Raw genomic sequence first — 19245 nt, forward strand, 5'->3', positions numbered from 1 at the left:
GATGAATATTCCACCTTCTATTAACACAATTATTGGGCAACAGCCTTACCCGCTTTTATTCGCCATCATTAGTGGTTCCCACTTATATGGTTTTCCGTCACCTGATTCTGATTATGACTTGCGTGGGGTGCATATTTTACCAGTTGAAAAAGTTGTAGGATTAGAAACTGGGAATGAAACTATTGAAGTTTCAGAAATTCGCGAAGCTTTAGAAATTGATTTAGTAACTCATGATGTCAAAAAATTCTTTTTAATGCTGCTTAAAAAAAATGGTTACGTATTAGAACAGGGCGAACGCACGGGATTTCTGAAACCCTTGCTGGGCAAGGATCTTGATGAAAAAATAGGCTAAATTAAAAAACGCCAAAACCCTTGCTATTAAAGGATTCTTATACTTTAGATGCGTTTGCCCTGCGTATTAGAACAACTATACTCACCTTTAGTATTAACAACTTCACCCGAAGCCGAGGAATTAAAATTTATTGCCAAAGGTTGCATTACTCGTCACCATTATTACCATTATATTGGTTTTGCTGCAACACAATGGAAGCTTTTTGAAAAAGAACACACGTATCGCTTAAAGCCTTTACTTTATGTTTATCGAGTTTTATTGACAGGAATTTATTTGATGCAAACAGGTATAGTTGAAGCTAATCTAATGAAATTAAATGAGGTTTTCAATTTACCATATATTCATGATTTAATTAACCAAAAGCTAGCAGGAAAAGAAAAGTCTGTTGTGTCAAATGTTAATGTAGATTTTCATCAAATAGAATATGAACGTCTGCGTCATAAATTGCAGGAAGCGTACGAATCCAGCCTATTACCTGAAGTGCCTTCAGCGAATGCGGCTTTACATAATTTGCTAGTACGTCTGAGAACTAATGTAAAATTACAGAAATAAGTTTTATTTGTAAATCCTGTTTAAAAATATTCTTCTTGCTTTCAAGACTTCCAACTAAAAAAATATCCAATTTGTAGGATGCGTTAGATAGAACGAGGTAATACACCGCGATATGTAAACTAAAAGCACCCTACAAATATCGGATAATTTATTTTTTGGTATTCCCTTAACTATTAATTTCTAACTTTTTTACAACTTCAAATTCCAAGCAGCAAAAGCTAAGGTACCCCAACCAGCGAGAAAGGCTGCCCCGCCTAGTGGTGCGATCGCTCCCAAGGACTTAATACCAGTTAAGCTAATGGCATACAAGCTACCTGAGAAAATAGCAATGCCAGCGAGAAACAGCCATCCACTAGCGATGAGAGTGGGTTGAGGGGACTCAGCACGACTAATTAGTATTGCTACTAGAAAAAGTGCTAGAGCATGATACATTTGGTAACGAGCGCCAGTTTCAAAAATTTCTAGCGATCGCTCACTAATTTTTTCCCGCAAGGCATGAGAAGCAAAAGCACCAGCAGCAACTGACAAACCGCCTAAAATGGCAGCTATGCTCAAAAAAATCTGCGTCATTAGACCTAGCCGTAAGTTGGTAAAATAGTCATTGGTCATTAGTCATTGGTGAATAACAAAGGACAAATAACAAAGGACTATTGACAAATGACAATTAGACATCAAAATGATATGATACTGCCCCTTCTTCGTTCACCTTAAAGTTTGCATTGAATTCTTTAGCTTTTTCGTCTAAATACTGCCTAGCATGGGCTGCGGGTAGTTGTGACTTCATTGCAAAGCCTAAAACAGTTACACGCCCATGATTTTCTTGTAGCATCCCATAAAAAATCGATTGCAGGCGATCGCTAACTTGTTGATTAAGCGCCTTTTTTTCTTGCCGACTTTGACGATATAATCCCAATGCTAACCATGTGCCCAGCGTTAGGCTAGGAACACCAAAAATTAGACGTTCTACCGCAGTATTATCAATTACAGGGGTATCTGTTGGTGCTACGAACTCAATCGAGCCATCCCAGGATAAGGGTAGGGTAATTGATTTTTCCATAGTCGTTTTATTAAATACCTCTGCTGCTGATAGCATTACAAACATAAATCCAAATGTCAGTAGCCAACCGGCAGCCAATTTTTCAGCAGTTTTCATAGTTCCACTTCAAATTTGAACTTTGCTAGCGATTTTAACCTGACTTTCGTAAAGGTTCTACTATATAAATCTACTCCCGGCGATGGTTTTTTAGCTTTTGTAAGGGAATTTTTGCATACCTTGCTAGTGGTAGCCTGTCAAGAAACAACCGAAAGATACGGCTTGTTCGTAGTTTGCGCTGTCTTTGCTAAGTGCAAACTACGAAACTATCAAATTAAATTTGACAGACTAATAATATTTATCTTACTTGCGTGTAGCTTCTAGTAGGCGAGAAAAATAGAAGCGAGTCTTCGTCATCGCCTTTCGTTGCAATGAAAAACCATTGCTTTCCAAGATTCTCACCACATCAGCTTCACGATGCAAATATGCACGAGTCGCTTTACTTGGCCCAGGAAAGAAACTGCCAATTTTCTTGAGTATAGTCAGGGCACAGGTCTTTGGCGCAAAGCTGAGAATTATCCGTGACTGTGTTAAAGAACAGAGATGAGATATCATCTCATCGGCTTTTTCTTGGGGATAGTGAATGAGAACATCCAAGCAAATAACGGTATGGTAACTACCGCTCAACGATTCCAAATCCTGCACGGCAAAAGTGGGATTTTCCTCATTTCCCAAGGTTTGCTTGGCTCTATCCTTGCCTTCTTCCACCATTTTTTCAGAGATATCGGTGGCATAGACTTTGGCTCCATCTACTGCTAAAGGGATGCTGAGACTACCGACACCACACCCAGCATCGCAGATTGATAGCTCTGGTAAATTGTTATCAGCCTTTAACCAGCTGATAACTGTATCTACGGTTTGCTGGTGTCCATTGCGAATGTCTAATTGGACTTTGTTGACTTCGCCATCGCCGTAGATTCGCTTCCAACGGTCAAACCCTGTGGAATTGAAATACTCACGAACAATCGTTTTATCGTCGGCTGCGTTCATAAACTCTGATTTTTAGGGGTTCCCAATGCTTAAAATTATCATTGATAGGAACTCATAAGTACGGTCTTCCAGATTTTTCTAGATATGGTGCAGAAAAGTAGGGACACAAATATGTGCGCCTCTAATCATTTAAACGAGAACTGCTATATTTGAGTAAATATTACCGTTTTATGACTCATTAACACCATTTACTACTATTTAAACATTCATTCTTTTCTTTACTATAAATTTCATTCTTATTTCAACCTGTAGATGTAGACAACCCCTTCTTTAGGTAGAGTCGTGATTGCGATCGCAACATTTATGCTGTTAACGATTTAGCTTTTTGTAACCAATAAAACTGAATCATAGAAAAGTTTTAAGTAAATTTTCTTAGAGCTATTGTATGTTTTCTATTTAGTCTTAATTATTTTAGACATGGCACTGAACTCGTTAACAGACAGCCCTATTGTTGCATTTACAATTCTCCTAACAGTAATCTTTACTGTACCCCCTATATTTGAGCGACTAAGACTACCTGGATTAGTGGGGTTGTTAGTCGCAGGTATATTATTAGGACAAAATGGACTAAAGTTGTTAAACCCTGAATCTGAAACTATCAATCTGCTCTCGGATATCGGCAAACTTTATTTGATGTTCGTGGCAGGTTTAGAAATTGACTTAGAGCAGTTTCGTAAAACTAGAAATCGCTCAATTGGGTTTGGCATTTTAACATTTTTAGTTCCAATGATTGCTGGTATTGCTACAGGACGATTATTCAATTTTGGTTGGAATACTTCCGTCCTCATTGGTTCTTTACTGGCTTCTCATACTCTCTTAGCATATCCAATTGTGAGTCGTTTGGGAGTGGTCACGAATGAAGCTGTAACCGTCACGATTGGTGCCACAATTTTTACTGACACAGGTGCTTTGCTAGTATTAGCAATTTGTGTTGGAATTCACGGAGGAGAATTCTCCGCCATGAGTTTAGCGATTTTATTGGGAGGATTAGCAATTTACACTGCTGTTGTCCTGTTTGGCTTTGACTGGGCAGGAAAAGAGTTTTTTCGCCGCTCTGGGGATGAACAAAGTAACCAGTTTTTATTTATATTGCTAGCATTATTTTTGGCATCTGTCGGAGCGCAGGTAATTGGAGTTGAGAAAATTGTTGGTGCTTTTTTAGCAGGTTTAGCTGTCAACGATGTTCTAGGACGTAGCCCAGTCAGAGAAAAAATCGAGTTTATTGGTAGTGTTTTATTTATCCCTTGTTTCTTTGTGGACATGGGATTATTGATCAATATTCCTGCATTTATCAAAACCCTCAGTTCAATTTGGCTGACTCTGGTAATTGTAGTAGCTTTGATTGGCAGCAAATTTATAGCAGCATTCTTAGCCAAATTACTGTATCGCTACAACACGGCGGAATTGCTAACGATGTGGTCATTGTCGCTACCACAGGTAGCAGCCACACTAGCAGCAGCCTTAGTTGCATATCAAACGGTAAATCCTGCTGGTGAGCGCTTAATCAGTGAAGGTGTCTTAAACAGTGTGATTGTCCTCATGCTGGTGACTGCTATTTTAGGCCCAGTGATCACATCACGATTTGCTCCTTCCCTACAGCTTTCTCAGACAGATTTTGAAACAGATAGTTTGACAACTTGGTGGCAAGGTAATGAAGATGAGCAAGTAGAAAAAAATCAGTATCCATTTACTGTAGTAGTGCCAATATACAACCCTCAAACCCAGCGCTATCTAATAGAAATGGCAGCACTACTGGCTAGTCATGAATCTGGAAAAATTGTGCCATTGGCTATTACTAGAGCGCATATTCAGATGGATGATCCGCAATTAGTAACTGCACTCGACCAAAGTCGAGAAAGATTGAATTTAGCTAAAGAAATTAGTCAAGAATTTGAGGTAGAAGTATCACCAGCAATTCGGATTGATGATGATGCAGCATTGGGAATTAGCCGTACCAGTCGAGAACAAAACGCTAGCTTAGTAGTGATGGGTTGGTCACGGACAACAGGTTTGCGTGCCCGCTTATTTGGTAGTGTAATTGATAGCGTTTTCTGGTCTTCTCACTGTCCAGTAGCAGTAACACGCCTCTTGAGCAGTCCTAAAACAATCCAAAGAATTCTTGTACCAGTTGGAGACTTAACACGCCAAACCATTGGTGCTTTACGGTTGGCCCAAATTTTGGCTGACGTTAATCAGGCTGAAGTTGTGCTGTTACACGTATGCGATCGCAAAACACCTCAGATTCGAGTAGAAAATTTTGTATCTCAATTGTCTGATATTACCTCTAAAAGCCAATTAGAGGTGAATACAAATATCCAAACAATCAGGGGTGATGATATTGCTAGAGTGATAATTCGGGAGGCTCAGGCGTTTGATTTAGCGGTGTTGCGTTCCGTTCGTTATCGCACAGCCGGCGGATTAGCCGTCAGCGAAGTGACAACGCAGTTAATTCGAGAATTGAAATGCTCAATTGTATTGCTTGGAGAACCCCACTCATGATGTGGGGAGTAGTGTGGGCTAATCTTCATAAATTAATGAAAGATGCGATCGCACGCACTAAACTGTTTAATGAGCTTGTAGCCAATTAAGCAAATCAGCGATCGCACTAAAATCTAACAAAGCCTCACCCAGTGCTTCCAACTGTTCAAGAGAAAGACTTTGAATTCGTTCCCGAACTTCGTCGGGTAACTCTCCTACCCGTTTTTGTAGCTGTCGTAAGACAAGTGCTTGCTCACCTTCCCGTTTTCCTTCCTGTTTTCCTTCCTGTTTTCCTTCCTGTTTTCCTTCCTGTTTTCCTTCTTCCTTTCCTCGCTCGTAGCCAATGCGCTCGCCTGTAGTAATGTAACTCATGGTACGCTCCTGCTCGAATAACTTAAATTCTTGCCAAAATTCTGCTTCTAACGCTTTTGGTAAAATCATAACCCAATCGATAAAACGATAGAGGTTGCGAATATCCCTTTCTTGCAGCCCTTGTTCATATAGTCGCCGAATTAAGCTAAATTTCCAATTTTTCCGTTCTCCTGGCTGTTTACTAGTTTGCTGGGTTTTCAAATGTGCCATTACCACCGTTGCAAACGGATTATCGCTATTCTCTAACTCTGTCCATTGTTGTTGATAATCCAGCAGTTTGATAGTTCCAAATCTAAAATTCAGACCACAATCGGGATAATTGTAGCTGTATTGATTTGGTCTCCAAGTAGAGTCAGCATCACACAAAATTGCTAGGCTAATGGCTGGTTGAGCAAATTTGTCAAAAATTCGCAGGTTGTAAGAAAACATCCTTTGAGCAAAGTCATCTTCCGATTTGGCCTGAACTTCGACATGAATCAACAGCCAAATTTCCTCTCCTTGAATTTGCCAGACTTTGACTAACTTATCTGCATATCTTCTACCAAGTTCAGCGTCCCGTGCTATTTGTTGAAATTCCTTATCGAGAAACTCATGGGGACGTTCCCAATTAATTAATGCTGCTGTTTGGGGGAAGAAAAACTGCATTGCTTGGGGAAAGTAGGCTTCTAAGATTTCTTTCCACGGCGAATCGTTATCGGCTCTTTCTCGTTCCTCGATCATCAGTTGATTGGTAAATTTATGTTCTTAATAGTAAGGTCTGAGCAGCCAATATTTTTCAGGCAGGTTAGAAGTTCCTCTTTTGCGTACATTCCCTTTAGCTTGTAAATAAGTCAAAATGAGACTTGATGCTTAAGATTGTTTTTGGTGCGATCGCTCATCGTCTTTCGAAAATTAGCCACAGTCCTGATAATGTTTTCACCGCAGACGACAGGGAGAAATAACGATCGCTCTCCACGGAAGTTTCATTTTTCTCCGGAAATAGCAAAAATTTTTCATCCAACAAGAGAAATTTGCTCATTTTATTATTAATTTTTGTAAAATTGATGTCTTCAAGACTAGAAACCTGATATCTAGATAGCTAAACTAACAAACAGTGCATCTGTACTGTTAATTATTAAAAGTAGATGTGGCGCTATAGGGTGAATGATCCCAGTACAACTTATCCTCAAAAACTTTCTTAGTTACCGTGATGCAACTTTAGATTTTCGTGGTTTGCATACGGCTTGTATTTCGGGTTCCAATGGTGCGGGTAAATCTTCGCTTCTGGAAGCAATCACTTGGGCAATTTGGGGTGAAAGCCGTGCCACTGCTGAAGATGATGTCATCTATTCTGGCGCGAAAGAAGTTCGGGTTGATTTTACTTTTCAAAGTAACCAGCAAAAATATCGGGTGATTCGTACCCGAATTCGGGGAGGTACTAGCGTTCTTGAATTTCAAATAGAAATTCCATCTGGGTTTCGCTCACTTACTGGCAAAGGGGTAAGAGCAACCCAAGATTTGATTTTAGAACATATCAAGCTCGATTACGATACATTTATTAATTCTGCTTACTTACGTCAAGGCCGTGCCGATGAATTCATGCTCAAACGCCCGACAGAACGTAAAGAAATTTTAGCGGAGTTATTGAAACTCAATCAGTACGATGATTTGGAAGAACGGGCAAAGGAATCTTCTCGTCAGTTCAAAGCACAGGCAGTAGAGTTAGAGCGTTCTTTGGAGTCGATCAAAATTCAGTTGCAACAACGCGAGACAACCCAAGCGCAAAGAGTCGAGTTAGAAGCTGAACTCAACCAACTGCAACAGGTGCAAGCCTTTGATAATATTCAATTACAAAGTTTGCAAGTTGTCCAGCATCAGCGCCAAAATTGGGAACAACAACTTAGTTTTGTAAAGCAGCAATACCAAAATCTTACCCAAGATTGCGATCGCCTCCAACAAGAACAATCAGCTATTGGCTCTCAGCTATCAGATTTAGAAAAAATATTACACCAAGAAGCTGAGATTAAAGCTGGGTATGCCCAATATCAAAGTCTCCAATCTCAAGAAGAAGCCTTTGCTACCAAATTTGAAGAATACACCCGCGCTGGGCAGACTCGCCAACAAAAACAACAACAGCTTACCAAACAAATTCACGAAATCGAACGGCAACTGCAACAAGCCCAAGCGCAGTTAGAAGCTTTGCAGCAACAAGAGCGAGATATTCAACAAACTCTAACTAAATCAGGTGAAGTCGAAGCTGCTTTGGCACAATTAACCGCAGCTCGTCACCATGTTGCTCGCTTAGATGAACTGCAAATGCAAGTGACTCCGTTGTTGCAACAACGATCAACTTTACAAAGCCAACTGGATCGCACTCATGCTGGTTTAGTCGCGCGACTCGAACAACTCCAAAGTACTGAGAACCAATTGCAACGCCAGCAGCACCGCCAACCGCAACTACAACAAGCGGTAATGGATGTGGCAATACAGATTGAGGAACTGGATAAAAAGCGGGTTTATCTGCAACGAGTCCAGGAAAAAGGGCATGAAAGGCGACACTTTATTGAACGTCTGCAAGCTCATCAACGTGACTATGAAAAGCTATTGGGAGAATTAGAGCAGAAATTACAAATGCTGCAAAATCCTGAAGCTCTTTGTCCATTATGTGAGCGTCCTTTAGACGAACATCACTGGAGCCGAGTGGTGGAAAAAACCCAGACTGAGTTAGAGGATACCCAAGGGCAGTTTTGGGTAGTCCGAGAACAAATGGCTGTGTCTGACAGAGAAATTCAGGTACTTAGGCAGGAATATCGGGAAATATCTCAACAATTGGCGGGCTACGATGGTTTACGCGAACAACGGGGACAGTTAGCAGCCCAGTTAGAAGCTACAACTGATGTCCAACAACAGTTACAACAAATTGCTGCGGAAAAGCAACATTTAGAGCGATCGCTCCAAGCTGGTGATTATGCTCCCGATAAACAAGCCGAACTCCGACAGTTAGACCAATATCTGCAACAAGCTAATTATAATGAAAAAGACCATGCCCTCGCCCGGAGCGAAGTTGAGCGGTGGCGATGGGCAGAAATTAAACAAGGGCAGATTAAAGATGCTACTAAGCGGCAAGCGCAACTATTAGCCCGAAAACCAGAATTACAATCCCAAATTGCTCAATTACAAGTCAGAATCCAGCAGGATCAGACAGATTCTGAATGTGCTAAACAAATTGCGGCTCTTGAACGTCACATTACCGAAATTGGCTACAGTTCCGAGCAGCACAATAATTTACGTCTGGCTGTTCGCCAAGCTCAATCTTGGCATTTGCGGTATCAACAACTGCTGTCAGCCCAGCAGCAGTATCCCCAACTCCAGACGAGATTGCAAGAGTTAGAGGAATCCAGAAGCGCCAGAGTAACGGAGCGGCAAAAACTCGGCGGACAAATCGAAAGCATTATCCAGCAACTACAAGCAACAGCTAACCCATCTGCCCAAATTCAAGCTTTAGAGCAGCAGTTAGCAATCCGCAGACGGCAACTCGATGAGCAAATAGCCAAGTTGGGGCGTTTGGAACAGTTGGCGCTTCAACTGGAAACGCTGCAAATTCAGTATGAACAACAGCAGCAGCAATTACAATCTTGCAAGCAGGAATATCGTGTTTATCAGGAATTAGCGCAAGCTTTTGGTAAAAATGGTATCCAAGCACTGATGATTGAGAATGTGTTACCGCAACTGGAAGCCGAGACAAATCAATTGCTTTCGCGGCTGAGTGGTAATCAGTTTCATGTCCAATTTATTACTCAAAAAGCTGGACGTAGTGCTAAGTCTACCAAGAAAAATGCCAAGCTGATAGACACCCTAGATATTTTAATCGCCGATTCTAGAGGAACGCGATCTTATGAAACTTACTCTGGTGGAGAAGCTTTTAGAATTAACTTTGCCATCCGTTTAGCTCTAGCAAAATTATTAGCGCAACGGGCAGGAGCAGCTTTGCAATTGTTGATTGTGGATGAAGGTTTTGGTACACAAGATGCCGAAGGATGCGATCGCTTGATTGCAGCGATTAATGCGATCGCTTCCGATTTTGCTTGCATCCTTACTGTCACCCACATGCCCCACCTCAAAGAAGCTTTCCAAGCCAGGATTGAGGTGAATAAAACTCAAGAAGGTTCGCAGTTGAGTTTGTCAATTTAATTGAATTTTACCCGTGCATCCAGACCATAGGAGCGAAGCATTTTCGTTAGGGTTTCTGCTTGAGCGCGATCGCTAAATGCCCCAGCATTCACATAATCCCCTAGATGGGATTGCTCTGTAACCGCATTGGGTATATATTGTTGCACCTTACTTAGAGTATCGTTATTCGAAATTGGTATTATTACTCTATAAGGATTACTAGCAACTAATGTGTTGCCATTAGTCCCAGGTACAGCATAGCCAGTAGCAGGAGGTAATACATAGCGATTATTTTCAGGTGTAGCATAGCCAGTATTAACAGGTACTAGATAGCGAGTTTCAGGTAATACAGAGCCATTAGCTTCAGTATAATTACCCCTAGTTGAGCTATCCAACCCTAATGCTTGCCAAGTTTGCCAATCTACATTTCCGGTAGCATTAATTCGAGAATATTGCTGGAATGCAATCACGGTTTCTTTGGTAGAATTGCTGAAAAAGCCATCAGGATTGGTATTAGAGAAACCCAACTGCGATAAACGCTCTTGAACTAATGCGACATTATCTCCGCGATCCCCTACAGTCAGATAATCTCTGCTCGGTTGTTGAGTAATAGATCCACCAGTTGAGACTCTACGCACTGCATCTAAAACTTGAGCATTGGCAATGCCATCAACAGGTAGACGATAATTTCGCTGGAATTTGATTACAGCATCTCTAGTTATTGGGCCAATCTTGCCAGTAGGACTAGTATTAAAATAACCTAGCTGCTGCAAACGCCCTTGTAGTTCTCTCACTTGTTGAGTCGAGAGACTCGATCTAGCCTGAGTCGGAGACGAACCTAGTAGTGCGTTCCAAGTTTGTCTATTTACAATTCCGTTCGCAGCTATGCGATAATTTCGCTGGAATTTGATCACAGCATCTCTGGTCATTGGGCCAAAAGTCCCAGTGGCATTAGCATTCAAGTAGCCTAACTGCCGCAGACGCTGTTGTAGCTTTGTGACGGCTGCACCAGTCTTGCCTTGAGAGAGAACAGGATATTGACCACTTGGCGATGCCTGGGTTGGGCTGCGCCTACGCGATGCGCTACTAGTATTCCTACTTTGACATGCTCGTTGTAATGCTTGTTGCGTATTAATACCTACAACCCCATCAGCAGGTATTCTGTTCGCTTGCTGAAATTTAATGACAGCGTTTTGAGTCAAACTAGCAAAATTACCACTTACTGGGCCGTTAAAGTAGCCTAACTTTTTTAAACACCTCTGGCTACTGGTTACTTCCGGCCCATTACTTCCGATTTTTTGAAGTGCCAAAGATTGCCCTGCAATACTCAGAAGCCCCGTAATTATTGCCGCAGACAAAAGACGCATCGTCGCACCGCTAGATAACTTTTTCCAATTCAAAAATTTGAAATTAGCTACGGTAGGAACAACCTTGACGCTTTCAGATGCCTCATAGACTGAGGCAAGCTTGGTTAAATAGCTATCTACCCCTGTTTTCACTTGCTTTTTTTCAAGTTATGACCATACAAGATTATACTGCTTTCTCTGTGTCATGTTTGTTATTTGTATGATTATTTACAAGTAATTTTTCAGAAGAAGCAGGAGGTAGGGGAACTGCTCTGAACAAGGGAGAAAGAATTAATAGAGCCATCACGGTTCCAGAGCAACAAAATTTATGGAATTTTTATTGCTCTGTTTTTTGTGTATCCTCTGGTTTTTCAGGCTTTTGTTCATCAACTTTTTCAGTATTACCTGCTTTCACCCAACCTTCTTGTTCGCTATCTTCCAAACGGATCTTTTGCCAACCTTTGTCCTCGCTTTCTTCCAAAATAATAATTTTTTGATTAAAAGCAACCCCACCAATTTTCTCAGCCTCTTGATTTGGTTGCGATCGCAAACTCAAGCCTTCAGCCCAACTAACACGCCCTCGGTAAGCTCCCGATGGCAATGCTTTTGGTGATGGGGTAGCCTTTGGTGATTCTGTGGGAGTAGGACTTGATTTTGGAGACGATTTAGTAGATGTCCCAGGTGTCAGGCTGGGTTTAGCTCCTCCAGGCTCAGTTCCTTTTGGAGCTTGGGCTTTCACCGAGGGACTATCGTTGGAATAAACAGGTTTGGCAGGGGGTATGCCGGTGCGATTCATAAAATAGAGTGCAATTGCAGCGCCGCCACCTATTAGCACAGCGATCGCTAAGAAAATCCCAAGTATAAATTTTGTTAAGCCAGACAACATAGTTAAAACCCGATCGCCAGTGGTAAATAGTCAATAGTCAATAGTAATTCATGATTAACTGTTGACTATTGACTCAGCAATTATTAACTGATCAATTATTGTAGCTACTGTTAAAGCGTTCACGTAGTGCGCCGGAGGCGTTCGCTTAAAGGATTATGTTTCGACGCTAAACGCGCTCTCCCAGCCGCCGCCCATTCTTGAAGTTGCTGAATTTGCTCTACAGCAGTTCGCGCCAAGGGTACAATCTGACTCGCGGCTTCTAAAATATCGTCAGTAGCAAAGTCGCGGTTTTGGCTAAATCCAATATGCATCGCTTCAATTAAAGTTTGCTCAATTTCTGCCCCAGAAAAATCAGGCGTTTCATAAGCTAACCTTTCGATGTCATAACTTTTCAAGTTATGGGGGCGCAATCGGGATAAATGAACATCATAAATTGCTTTTCTCTCTTCTTGGGTGGGCAATCCCACAAAGAAAATTTCATCAAAACGCCCTTTACGCAGCATTTCCGGCGGTAGGGCTTGGATATCGTTGGCAGTGGCAACGACAAAAACGGGTGAGCTTTTTTCGGCTAGCCAGTTAATAAAAGTACCAAACACACGGCTGGCTGTCCCTGCATCACCTTTGCTACCAATTCCGGCAAAGGCTTTATCTATTTCATCAATCCACAAAATACAGGGAGCAAGGGCTTCAGCTACTTGGATCATTTGCCGAGTCCGAGATTCTGATTCACCTACTAAACCACCAAATAACCTGCCCACATCCAAACGTAGCAAGGGTAAATGCCAGTGATGAGCGATCGCTTTTGCCGTTAACGATTTACCAGTTCCCTGAATACCCACCAACATTAAACCACGGGGGTGCGGTAATCCGTACTGTCGCGCCTTATCTGTAAATGAGCCTCCCCGACGAATCAGCCAGTCTTTCAAGTTATCGAGTCCACCGATATCAGAAATTTGCTCAGTGGCGGGGTAGAAGTCCAAGATTTGGGTTTGGCGGATAGTTTGGCGCTTTTCTTCCAAAACCAGATCCACGTCTTCTGGTTGCAATTCGCCGTGGGTAGCGATCGCTTTTGCCAAAACCCGACGAATCCGTTCCATCGAAAGCCCTTGACAAGAACGCACCAAGTCATCTAAAACTTTGCCAGAAAGTGAGTTACCAGTACTTTGTAGTAAGCGTTCTATCTCAGTTTTAATTTCTGGGGCGGCAGGTAAGGGAAACTCGACGACTGTCAAAACTTCGGTTAAATCGTCAGGAATGGCGATGCGTGGCGACAATAGGACAATATTTTTTGGTTGCGACTTGAGGAGTCGGGCGAGGTTGCGGAGTTTGCGAGCGATCGCTACATCATCTAAAAAGCGATGATAATCTCGGAGAATTAATACCGCAGGTGCGGAAGCTGGTAATTTTTCGATAAATTCTAAAGCTTGCAACGGGTTACGCCGCCCAAACCCAACATCATTGGGGTTTCCCTGGTAGCCATCGACAAAATCCCAGGTATACACTGGGCGATTGCCCTGATTGGTTGCTTCTTCCCGGATAGCTGCTTCTACCCGCTCCTCCTCATAAGTGGGAATATAAATTAAGGGGTAACGGGCGCGTAGCAGCAGTTTAAACTCTTCACGGAAGTTCATATATAGCTGTTATTGGTTAGTTTCTCTTGAACGCAATGTACAACTTTCTTGGTTCAGAAAGCCAATGAGTAACCAGCAAGAACAATACAATATTGCTTTTCTCGTTCAGCAACTATGCACAAGTCAAGATAACGCTATTCTCAAACAGACTGCTAAACATTTGGGGTTTATTGGTGCTAATAACCCGGATGTAATAGCTGCCTTGATCCATGTAGTACGTACCACAATTGATGAACCAACACGCTGGGCAGTAATTCAAAGTTTGAGCGAAATTGGTACTGATAATAATGATGTTATCCAAACTCTGATTGAGCAACTCAACACTGCTCGTATACCTACCCGCAGGATAGCAGCTCAGAATTTGGCAAAAATTGCTGTTGGTAATCAATATGCAATTACTAATGTAATAAGTTTGGCACAAATAACTGAAGAAGAACATACTCGCCAGTATGTTGCTTATAGTTTAGGAATTATTGCAAAAGGTAATAAAGACGCTGTTAATGCTTTAATTGATTTAATATATAAAAGTTCAGATGAATATACTCACAACTTGTGTGTTAACGCTTTTAAAAATCTTCCTGAATGGAATAAAAATATAATTAATGCCTTAATATATGTAGACCAAACAGCAGAATTTCACACTCGTTTGAAAATTCTTATGATGTTAGAAAAAAGAGGGGTAAATATAAATGGTTATACTTCGTATTCTTCATTTCGTCCATTATTAGAACAAATGAAAGAAGAAATTAAGCAACCTGAATAACAGGTCTGACTTTTCACGGTATCTGAAAAAACTCTCCTCTTGTGGGTTAGGTTTCGCGTAATTTATGCTAAAAATTCTGGGTCGTTTAATATTTCCTCCATCATTTCACAAAATGATGAATATCTTGTCGCATCTCCATATTTAGAATCAAAGTACCAAGCTTCCCATTCACCATCACTTTTAATAACTTGAGGATTAAGTAAAACACTCATCCGATAGTCTTCAGTACTAATTTCCAAACACGTTTGTAGATGTTCTACACGAATATGAGATTGTTCATTACCGTAAATAAAATATTCTTCGTCTGGTACTGGTTCAAAATCTTGGTACAGTTCTATCAAATTATCTATAGAGCTTTCTTCGCCTATAATATACCACTCAATCTCTTCAACCGAATAAAATCTGAAGCCATACTCTGAAGTAGAATGCAACCCATTGGAAACTTTGAGAAACTCTCTGTAAGAAGACGGAAAGGTTACACCTAATCTAGCTTCAGCAGCAGAAATTTGCTCTTCAGTTGCGCCTGGATAGCCTAAATATCCAGATTCAATAACTTCTGAAGGCAATTTTTCTTGCTCATACTCTTCAAGTGCTTCTATTCGTTGACGGCTCCATTCTCTAATACGACTTTCCCAGTCAAAAGTCTTCATTATATGATTTCTTATTGAAAGTTAACTAATCAGCAGTTTAACAAAGCAAGCTTTAATAGCATTAACTTATAAATTTTGATGTTGAAAATTAAACATAAGTTAAAAAACTATTAATTTATAAAAACAATCGATATTTTTTATTACATAATGCTTGAAAAATAGATTATTTAATATCTTTAATTAGTTTTAGTAATTGATAAAATACAAGAATTTTTGATATATTTCAGATAGAAATTATGATTATCAACTCATACCAGAAGTATTTAATAAAATATAAAACAATAAGCCTGTGTAGACAGGCCTAGTTAGTGTAAGCGCAGACTTCAGTCTGAGGAATTACCGAATTACTACCCTGGAAGTTGCTTTTTCAGTGCTTCTAGAGAAGCCCAACGGTTATCAACTGGAGTTTCAGGACTATCAGGAGTATCAACAGTACTACTTACAGGAATACCTGGACAATTGCGATCGCACAATTGGCGCTGAGGTACTGCCAAACACATCTGCTCATACAGCCATTCGTTGGGATAAAAATGACCATCGGGTGGCAGGGTTTCAAGCAACTCTTCCATAATCACTTCCCTTTCTAGAGGCAAGTCATTTACTTGATTTGCAGTTTCATCTAACCAGATGATTTCTTTGGTATCAAGCCCTAAGCGGCGATTGTATTGCTGCAAGCAGCGATTGCAGGTACAAGTAATAATTGTTTCTGCCTGAGCAGATACTTCCAGGTAACTGCCATGATGCTGCACGCGCACATGACCGCGAACTGGTGTTAACGTTTCCAGACCAGGCAGAAATTCCTCAACTTGAACTTCCTCTGTCCGCTCCGGGGCTTTAGTTAGCTGCGGAATATAAATTGCGTCCATAGGATTTGTGAGACATCCTCACGAAAATTAATGGTGATTACCAGCAATAATACTGATACTACATCTTTATTTTAGCTTTTAGGAACAAGAGAAATTTTGAAATTATATTGAGCTTTCAATTAACTCCTAACTCCTGTAGAGACGCGATTAAGCTAAAAATATTTTAATTTGCATCCTCAAAAAAATGAATCTTTTGTGGGGTGGGCAATCTTGCCCGCCCTGGTTGTGCAAATTAAATACGCGACAGCTTAATTACGTCTCTCCTAACCCCTAACTTCTTCCAGCGAAGCTGGTCGCACAACCAGATGACGATGCGGCTCTTTACCGCGACTGAAGGTTTCCAAATCTCCAAATTCCTTCAAGAAGGTATGGATTTGTCGCCTTTCAGCAGAACTGAGAGATTTGATTTCCACTTCTCTACCAGAAAAGCGCACTTCATCGGCTGCTGCTTCTGCTAATGCGCGAATTTCAGCTTCTCTTTTGACCCGGTAGCCATTCAACTCAATAGTGTAAGAGGCTTGTTCCTCTGGGGGCTGGCTCAGGTTTAAAACCGAATTTGCTAGATACTGAATCGCATCTAGCACAGAACCATCAGTACCAATTAATATCTGGATTTGTTCTGTCGTCAAATTTGTTTGATCGATTGTCAACCAGTAATTATCTGGTTCTGGGGACTCGCTGTCTTGAGATTGGGGAGTTTCTAAATGACCCTGAATCTCAGCAGGTACTCCAGTGAGTTCCAGCAGGGTTTTTAACCACTGCTGACCTCGCTGCATCGAAATATTGCTCATGATCCCCCTGTAGCCTTTTTCTTAGAACTTTTCGGTTCAAAAGGCAATGCTTTTTGTTCGATGACTGTTGCTTCTTTCTCTTGGGTTTCTACAATTTTTTGCAGTTCTTCTGGTAGAGGTTCGCGGGAAAGAAGATAAGTTTGTGCAGTTTGGAAAATGTTACCAATCACCATATACATCAACACCCCGGCTGGTAGGGGGAAGAACAAAAACATCCCAGAAAATATGACTGGAGTGATTTTGTTAACTGTATCTTGCTGCGGATTGCCACCACTGGAATTCTGCCCAGAAAGCATTTGGCTAACATAAAGGCTGATTCCAAAGAAGACTATCATGGCGACAATATCCCAGTGGATTGTGCCATCTGCATCTTGTGCGCCAACTCTGCCTAAAGCATCAATGAATAGAAAGCCTTTTTCTGCTGCTAGTCCGGGAATTGTTCCTTGAATGCTAACTTCTCCTGGCTGCAAGGCTTCTACATTGCCATCAGCATCAATTTTTATCCGATCTTCGCCTTTGGTTATTTTCCAATCAGGAGTTAGCTTATTTTCTGGGTGTTCTGCTAAAAGTACCTGAAATGGTTTGCCCTCAACAGTCTGATATTGGATCTTAGTTTGTTCTCCCACAGCTAGTTTGTTACCACTGGGAAGGATTGCAGCTACTTTAACGTGTTCCCCATCTGCAACATAAATATTTTGAGGAGCAGTAGCAAAGGCTTGCGGTTGAATCTGCTCGATTTGTTCTGCGGGAACGATTTGCAGGTTAACGCTGTAGTTTGCGCTTGCAAAAGGCGAACCCCGCAAAGTGGCAAACAGCGCTAATAAGACCGGCATTTGCACTAATAACGGAAAACAGCCTGCTAAGGGGTTGCCAAATTCTTTTTGGACATTGACCATTTCCTCTTGCTGCTTTTGCGGTTCATCCTTATAACGCTCTTTAATTTCTGCCATCCGCTTCTGCATCAGAGGTTGTACAATTCGCATCTTCCGCATGTTGCGAATTGAGCCAGCACTCAGGGGATAGAGCGCGAAGCGGACTATCAATGTCAAAGCAACGATCGCCAATCCGTAGCTAGGCACTATACCATAGAAGAAATCTATGATTGGCAGCATCACGTTGTTCGAGAGAAAGCCGATACCAAAATCCATTATTCTGAATTCAACCTGAGGTACTGTAAACTGACTGAATCTAATTTATCTAAATCATAAATTATGTGCGACTACCCTTCGCTACGGATAGCCGCACATGCCAAAAGTAGGGGAGTAGGGAGTGGTATGTATTTTTTGGTAAGTGCGAAGTTCTGAATTTTGTATTTTATCTGAGCAAATTCTGCATTCCCTATTCCCTACTCCCATCACTTATTAGCAGCTACCGTATATTCGGGATTTTTCGCAGCAATTCTTTCGTTAATGTAGTCATAGACTTCCCGAAATTTGGGAATTGCACGCAATTCGAGACGACTGCCGTTTTTTAGGGTTAGTACCATATCTCCCCACAAGCCAATGCCACGCGGGATTGTGACAACTTTGACAATTTCTGAGTAAATTATGTCAGTGCGATCGCGCCCCTGCCAACCTCCAATCACGGTAACTCGGCGATCGGTGATGCGGAAACGCAGCCACAATGCTCTGACAATTGCCCCGACTGTTAATGGTATCCCGACAATGGTTAGCCCAATTAGCACGTTGACAATTAAATCCCCAATATGGGGGCCACCTTCATAATAAACATCTTCACGAATTCCCATCGAACACCTCAGCTTGTGCCAACAACTGCTCTAATTCTTGCAGAAATTGTGGGCTTACGCACTTAGATTCTGCTGCTGTAGGTTTGACAATGAACACTAATCGCCACCCTGGTGATAATTTGGGCAGCAAACTATATAAAGCAGAAGTAATTTGCCGTTTGATTCGGTTGCGAACCACTGCCCTTTTGCTGACTTTTGTGCTTATAGAAATGCCAATGCGTATGCTGGAAATATGCAGTGAGTCAATTGGTTGTGTAGTCTGAGTGGCAGTGTCCAAAGAAGGTTTTCTTGAAGACAACGGCTTTAAGGCTCTCAATGTTAAATAAGAGCCATTACGCCGAATTCCTTCCCGGAAAACTGCCTGAAAATCCTTGCGGGATTTTAGCCGATTTGCTTTAGGCAAAGCCACAGATACTCTTTTAGCTTAAATATGCCCTAAACGCTCAAACGGTGACGGCCCTTTTTTCTCCTAGCTCTAATCACGTTTCTACCATCTGGTGTCCGCATTCTGGCGCGAAAACCAGAGGTTCTTTTTCTCTTACGGCTAGTACCGCCTAGTGTTCTTTTCATACTGTTCTC

17 protein-coding genes and 1 pseudogene are annotated in these 19245 nt (G+C 41.5%); 4 read left to right on the forward strand and 14 right to left on the reverse strand.

Annotated features, from left to right (window positions below):
• The first annotated feature begins 1 nt into the window (after position 1).
• A pseudogene (locus FD724_RS41185) lies at positions 2–904 on the forward strand (DNA polymerase beta superfamily protein).
• Positions 905–1093: 189 nt separating this feature from the next.
• Here FD724_RS41185 and FD724_RS29845 read toward each other — a convergent pair.
• The 3 genes from FD724_RS29845 to bchM all read right to left on the reverse strand — a co-directional run bounded on the left by FD724_RS29845 (position 1094) and on the right by bchM (position 2987).
• Positions 1094–1474 carry a DUF423 domain-containing protein gene (locus FD724_RS29845; RefSeq protein WP_114081098.1) on the reverse strand — a complete coding sequence of 127 codons (381 nt, stop codon included), beginning with the start codon at positions 1472–1474 and terminating at the stop codon, positions 1094–1096.
• 94 nt (positions 1475–1568) lie between these two features.
• Positions 1569–2057 (reverse strand): hypothetical protein, encoded by a 489-nt coding sequence (locus FD724_RS29850; RefSeq protein WP_114081027.1) that lies wholly within the window; start codon positions 2055–2057, stop codon positions 1569–1571.
• 243 nt (positions 2058–2300) lie between these two features.
• On the reverse strand, positions 2301–2987 hold the full coding sequence (gene bchM, locus FD724_RS29855) for a magnesium protoporphyrin IX methyltransferase (protein ID WP_179075111.1): 687 nt from the start codon (positions 2985–2987) through the stop codon (positions 2301–2303).
• A gap of 417 nt (positions 2988–3404) precedes the next feature.
• Between bchM and FD724_RS29860 the strand changes: the two genes are divergently transcribed.
• Complete coding sequence (locus FD724_RS29860) at positions 3405–5486, forward strand: cation:proton antiporter (protein ID WP_179075112.1); 2082 nt, start codon at positions 3405–3407, stop codon at positions 5484–5486.
• Between the two features lie 66 nt (positions 5487–5552).
• On the opposite strand, the gene FD724_RS29865 is transcribed toward FD724_RS29860, so the two are convergent.
• Positions 5553–6557 (reverse strand): DUF4351 domain-containing protein, encoded by a 1005-nt coding sequence (locus tag FD724_RS29865; RefSeq protein ID WP_179075113.1) that lies wholly within the window; start codon positions 6555–6557, stop codon positions 5553–5555.
• A 423-nt stretch (positions 6558–6980) separates the two neighbouring features.
• Here FD724_RS29865 and sbcC point away from each other — a divergent pair, with 423 nt between their 5' ends.
• A complete protein-coding gene (gene sbcC, locus FD724_RS29870; protein ID WP_179075114.1) occupies positions 6981–10007 on the forward strand; it encodes an exonuclease subunit SbcC in 3027 nt (1008 codons plus the stop codon).
• On the opposite strand, the gene FD724_RS29875 is transcribed toward sbcC, so the two are convergent.
• The 3 genes from FD724_RS29875 to FD724_RS29885 all read right to left on the reverse strand — a co-directional run bounded on the left by FD724_RS29875 (position 10004) and on the right by FD724_RS29885 (position 13849).
• Entirely contained in the window at positions 10004–11485 is a 1482-nt protein-coding gene (locus FD724_RS29875) for a peptidoglycan-binding protein (RefSeq protein WP_218651484.1), read from the reverse strand. The two genes, sbcC and FD724_RS29875, sit on opposite strands and share 4 nt — an antisense overlap.
• A gap of 184 nt (positions 11486–11669) precedes the next feature.
• The gene (locus FD724_RS29880; protein ID WP_179075115.1) at positions 11670–12218 is read right to left on the reverse strand and encodes an SH3 domain-containing protein; all 549 of its coding nucleotides are present in this window, start codon (positions 12216–12218) and stop codon (positions 11670–11672) included.
• Between the two features lie 119 nt (positions 12219–12337).
• Positions 12338–13849, reverse strand: coding sequence for an AAA family ATPase (locus FD724_RS29885; RefSeq protein ID WP_179075116.1), 1512 nt, complete (start codon positions 13847–13849; stop codon positions 12338–12340).
• A 64-nt stretch (positions 13850–13913) separates the two neighbouring features.
• Here FD724_RS29885 and FD724_RS29890 point away from each other — a divergent pair, with 64 nt between their 5' ends.
• A complete protein-coding gene (locus FD724_RS29890) occupies positions 13914–14612 on the forward strand; it encodes a HEAT repeat domain-containing protein (protein WP_179075117.1) in 699 nt (232 codons plus the stop codon).
• 62 nt (positions 14613–14674) lie between these two features.
• Here the strand turns inward: FD724_RS29890 and FD724_RS29895 are convergent, their stop codons facing one another.
• From FD724_RS29895 to rpmH, 7 genes are all read right to left on the reverse strand, one after another.
• Positions 14675–15262 carry an SMI1/KNR4 family protein gene (locus tag FD724_RS29895; protein ID WP_179075118.1) on the reverse strand — a complete coding sequence of 196 codons (588 nt, stop codon included), beginning with the start codon at positions 15260–15262 and terminating at the stop codon, positions 14675–14677.
• 347 nt (positions 15263–15609) lie between these two features.
• Positions 15610–16128 (reverse strand): DUF177 domain-containing protein, encoded by a 519-nt coding sequence (locus FD724_RS29900; RefSeq protein ID WP_179075119.1) that lies wholly within the window; start codon positions 16126–16128, stop codon positions 15610–15612.
• A 263-nt stretch (positions 16129–16391) separates the two neighbouring features.
• A complete protein-coding gene (locus FD724_RS29905; RefSeq protein ID WP_179075120.1) occupies positions 16392–16919 on the reverse strand; it encodes a R3H domain-containing nucleic acid-binding protein in 528 nt (175 codons plus the stop codon).
• Positions 16916–18067, reverse strand: a complete 1152-nt coding sequence (yidC, locus tag FD724_RS29910) for a membrane protein insertase YidC (protein ID WP_114081016.1) — start codon at positions 18065–18067, stop codon at positions 16916–16918. The genes FD724_RS29905 and yidC overlap by 4 nt, the downstream gene beginning before the upstream one ends.
• 206 nt (positions 18068–18273) lie before the next feature.
• Positions 18274–18666: a PH domain-containing protein gene (locus FD724_RS29915; protein ID WP_012408289.1), complete on the reverse strand. Its 393-nt coding sequence runs from the start codon at positions 18664–18666 to the stop codon at positions 18274–18276.
• A complete protein-coding gene (gene rnpA / locus FD724_RS29920; protein ID WP_114081015.1) occupies positions 18653–19075 on the reverse strand; it encodes a ribonuclease P protein component in 423 nt (140 codons plus the stop codon). Before rnpA ends, FD724_RS29915 begins: the two co-directional genes overlap by 14 nt.
• A 26-nt stretch (positions 19076–19101) precedes the next feature.
• A complete protein-coding gene (gene rpmH / locus FD724_RS29925) occupies positions 19102–19236 on the reverse strand; it encodes a 50S ribosomal protein L34 (RefSeq protein WP_012408291.1) in 135 nt (44 codons plus the stop codon).
• Positions 19237–19245: the final 9 nt, after the last annotated feature.

The organism is Nostoc sp. C057, from assembly GCF_013393925.1.
In the GTDB taxonomy this organism is placed as follows: domain Bacteria; phylum Cyanobacteriota; class Cyanobacteriia; order Cyanobacteriales; family Nostocaceae; genus Nostoc; species Nostoc muscorum_A.

What these genes read in the sequence shown, in the direction of transcription:
- FD724_RS29845 (WP_114081098.1), bottom strand. Translation starts at nt 1,474, where the DNA reads ATGACGCAGATTTTTTTGAGCATAGCTGCCATTTTAGGCGGTTTGTCA.
- FD724_RS29850 (WP_114081027.1), bottom strand. Translation starts at nt 2,057, where the DNA reads ATGAAAACTGCTGAAAAATTGGCTGCCGGTTGGCTACTGACATTTGGA.
- bchM (WP_179075111.1), bottom strand. Translation starts at nt 2,987, where the DNA reads ATGAACGCAGCCGACGATAAAACGATTGTTCGTGAGTATTTCAATTCC.
- FD724_RS29860 (WP_179075112.1), top strand. Translation starts at nt 3,405, where the DNA reads ATGGCACTGAACTCGTTAACAGACAGCCCTATTGTTGCATTTACAATT.
- FD724_RS29865 (WP_179075113.1), bottom strand. Translation starts at nt 6,557, where the DNA reads ATGATCGAGGAACGAGAAAGAGCCGATAACGATTCGCCGTGGAAAGAA.
- sbcC (WP_179075114.1), top strand. Translation starts at nt 6,981, where the DNA reads ATGATCCCAGTACAACTTATCCTCAAAAACTTTCTTAGTTACCGTGAT.
- FD724_RS29880 (WP_179075115.1), bottom strand. Translation starts at nt 12,218, where the DNA reads ATGTTGTCTGGCTTAACAAAATTTATACTTGGGATTTTCTTAGCGATC.
- FD724_RS29885 (WP_179075116.1), bottom strand. Translation starts at nt 13,849, where the DNA reads ATGAACTTCCGTGAAGAGTTTAAACTGCTGCTACGCGCCCGTTACCCC.
- FD724_RS29890 (WP_179075117.1), top strand. Translation starts at nt 13,914, where the DNA reads ATGAGTAACCAGCAAGAACAATACAATATTGCTTTTCTCGTTCAGCAA.
- FD724_RS29895 (WP_179075118.1), bottom strand. Translation starts at nt 15,262, where the DNA reads ATGAAGACTTTTGACTGGGAAAGTCGTATTAGAGAATGGAGCCGTCAA.
- FD724_RS29900 (WP_179075119.1), bottom strand. Translation starts at nt 16,128, where the DNA reads ATGGACGCAATTTATATTCCGCAGCTAACTAAAGCCCCGGAGCGGACA.
- FD724_RS29905 (WP_179075120.1), bottom strand. Translation starts at nt 16,919, where the DNA reads ATGAGCAATATTTCGATGCAGCGAGGTCAGCAGTGGTTAAAAACCCTG.
- yidC (WP_114081016.1), bottom strand. Translation starts at nt 18,067, where the DNA reads ATGGATTTTGGTATCGGCTTTCTCTCGAACAACGTGATGCTGCCAATC.
- FD724_RS29915 (WP_012408289.1), bottom strand. Translation starts at nt 18,666, where the DNA reads ATGGGAATTCGTGAAGATGTTTATTATGAAGGTGGCCCCCATATTGGG.
- rpmH (WP_012408291.1), bottom strand. Translation starts at nt 19,236, where the DNA reads ATGAAAAGAACACTAGGCGGTACTAGCCGTAAGAGAAAAAGAACCTCT.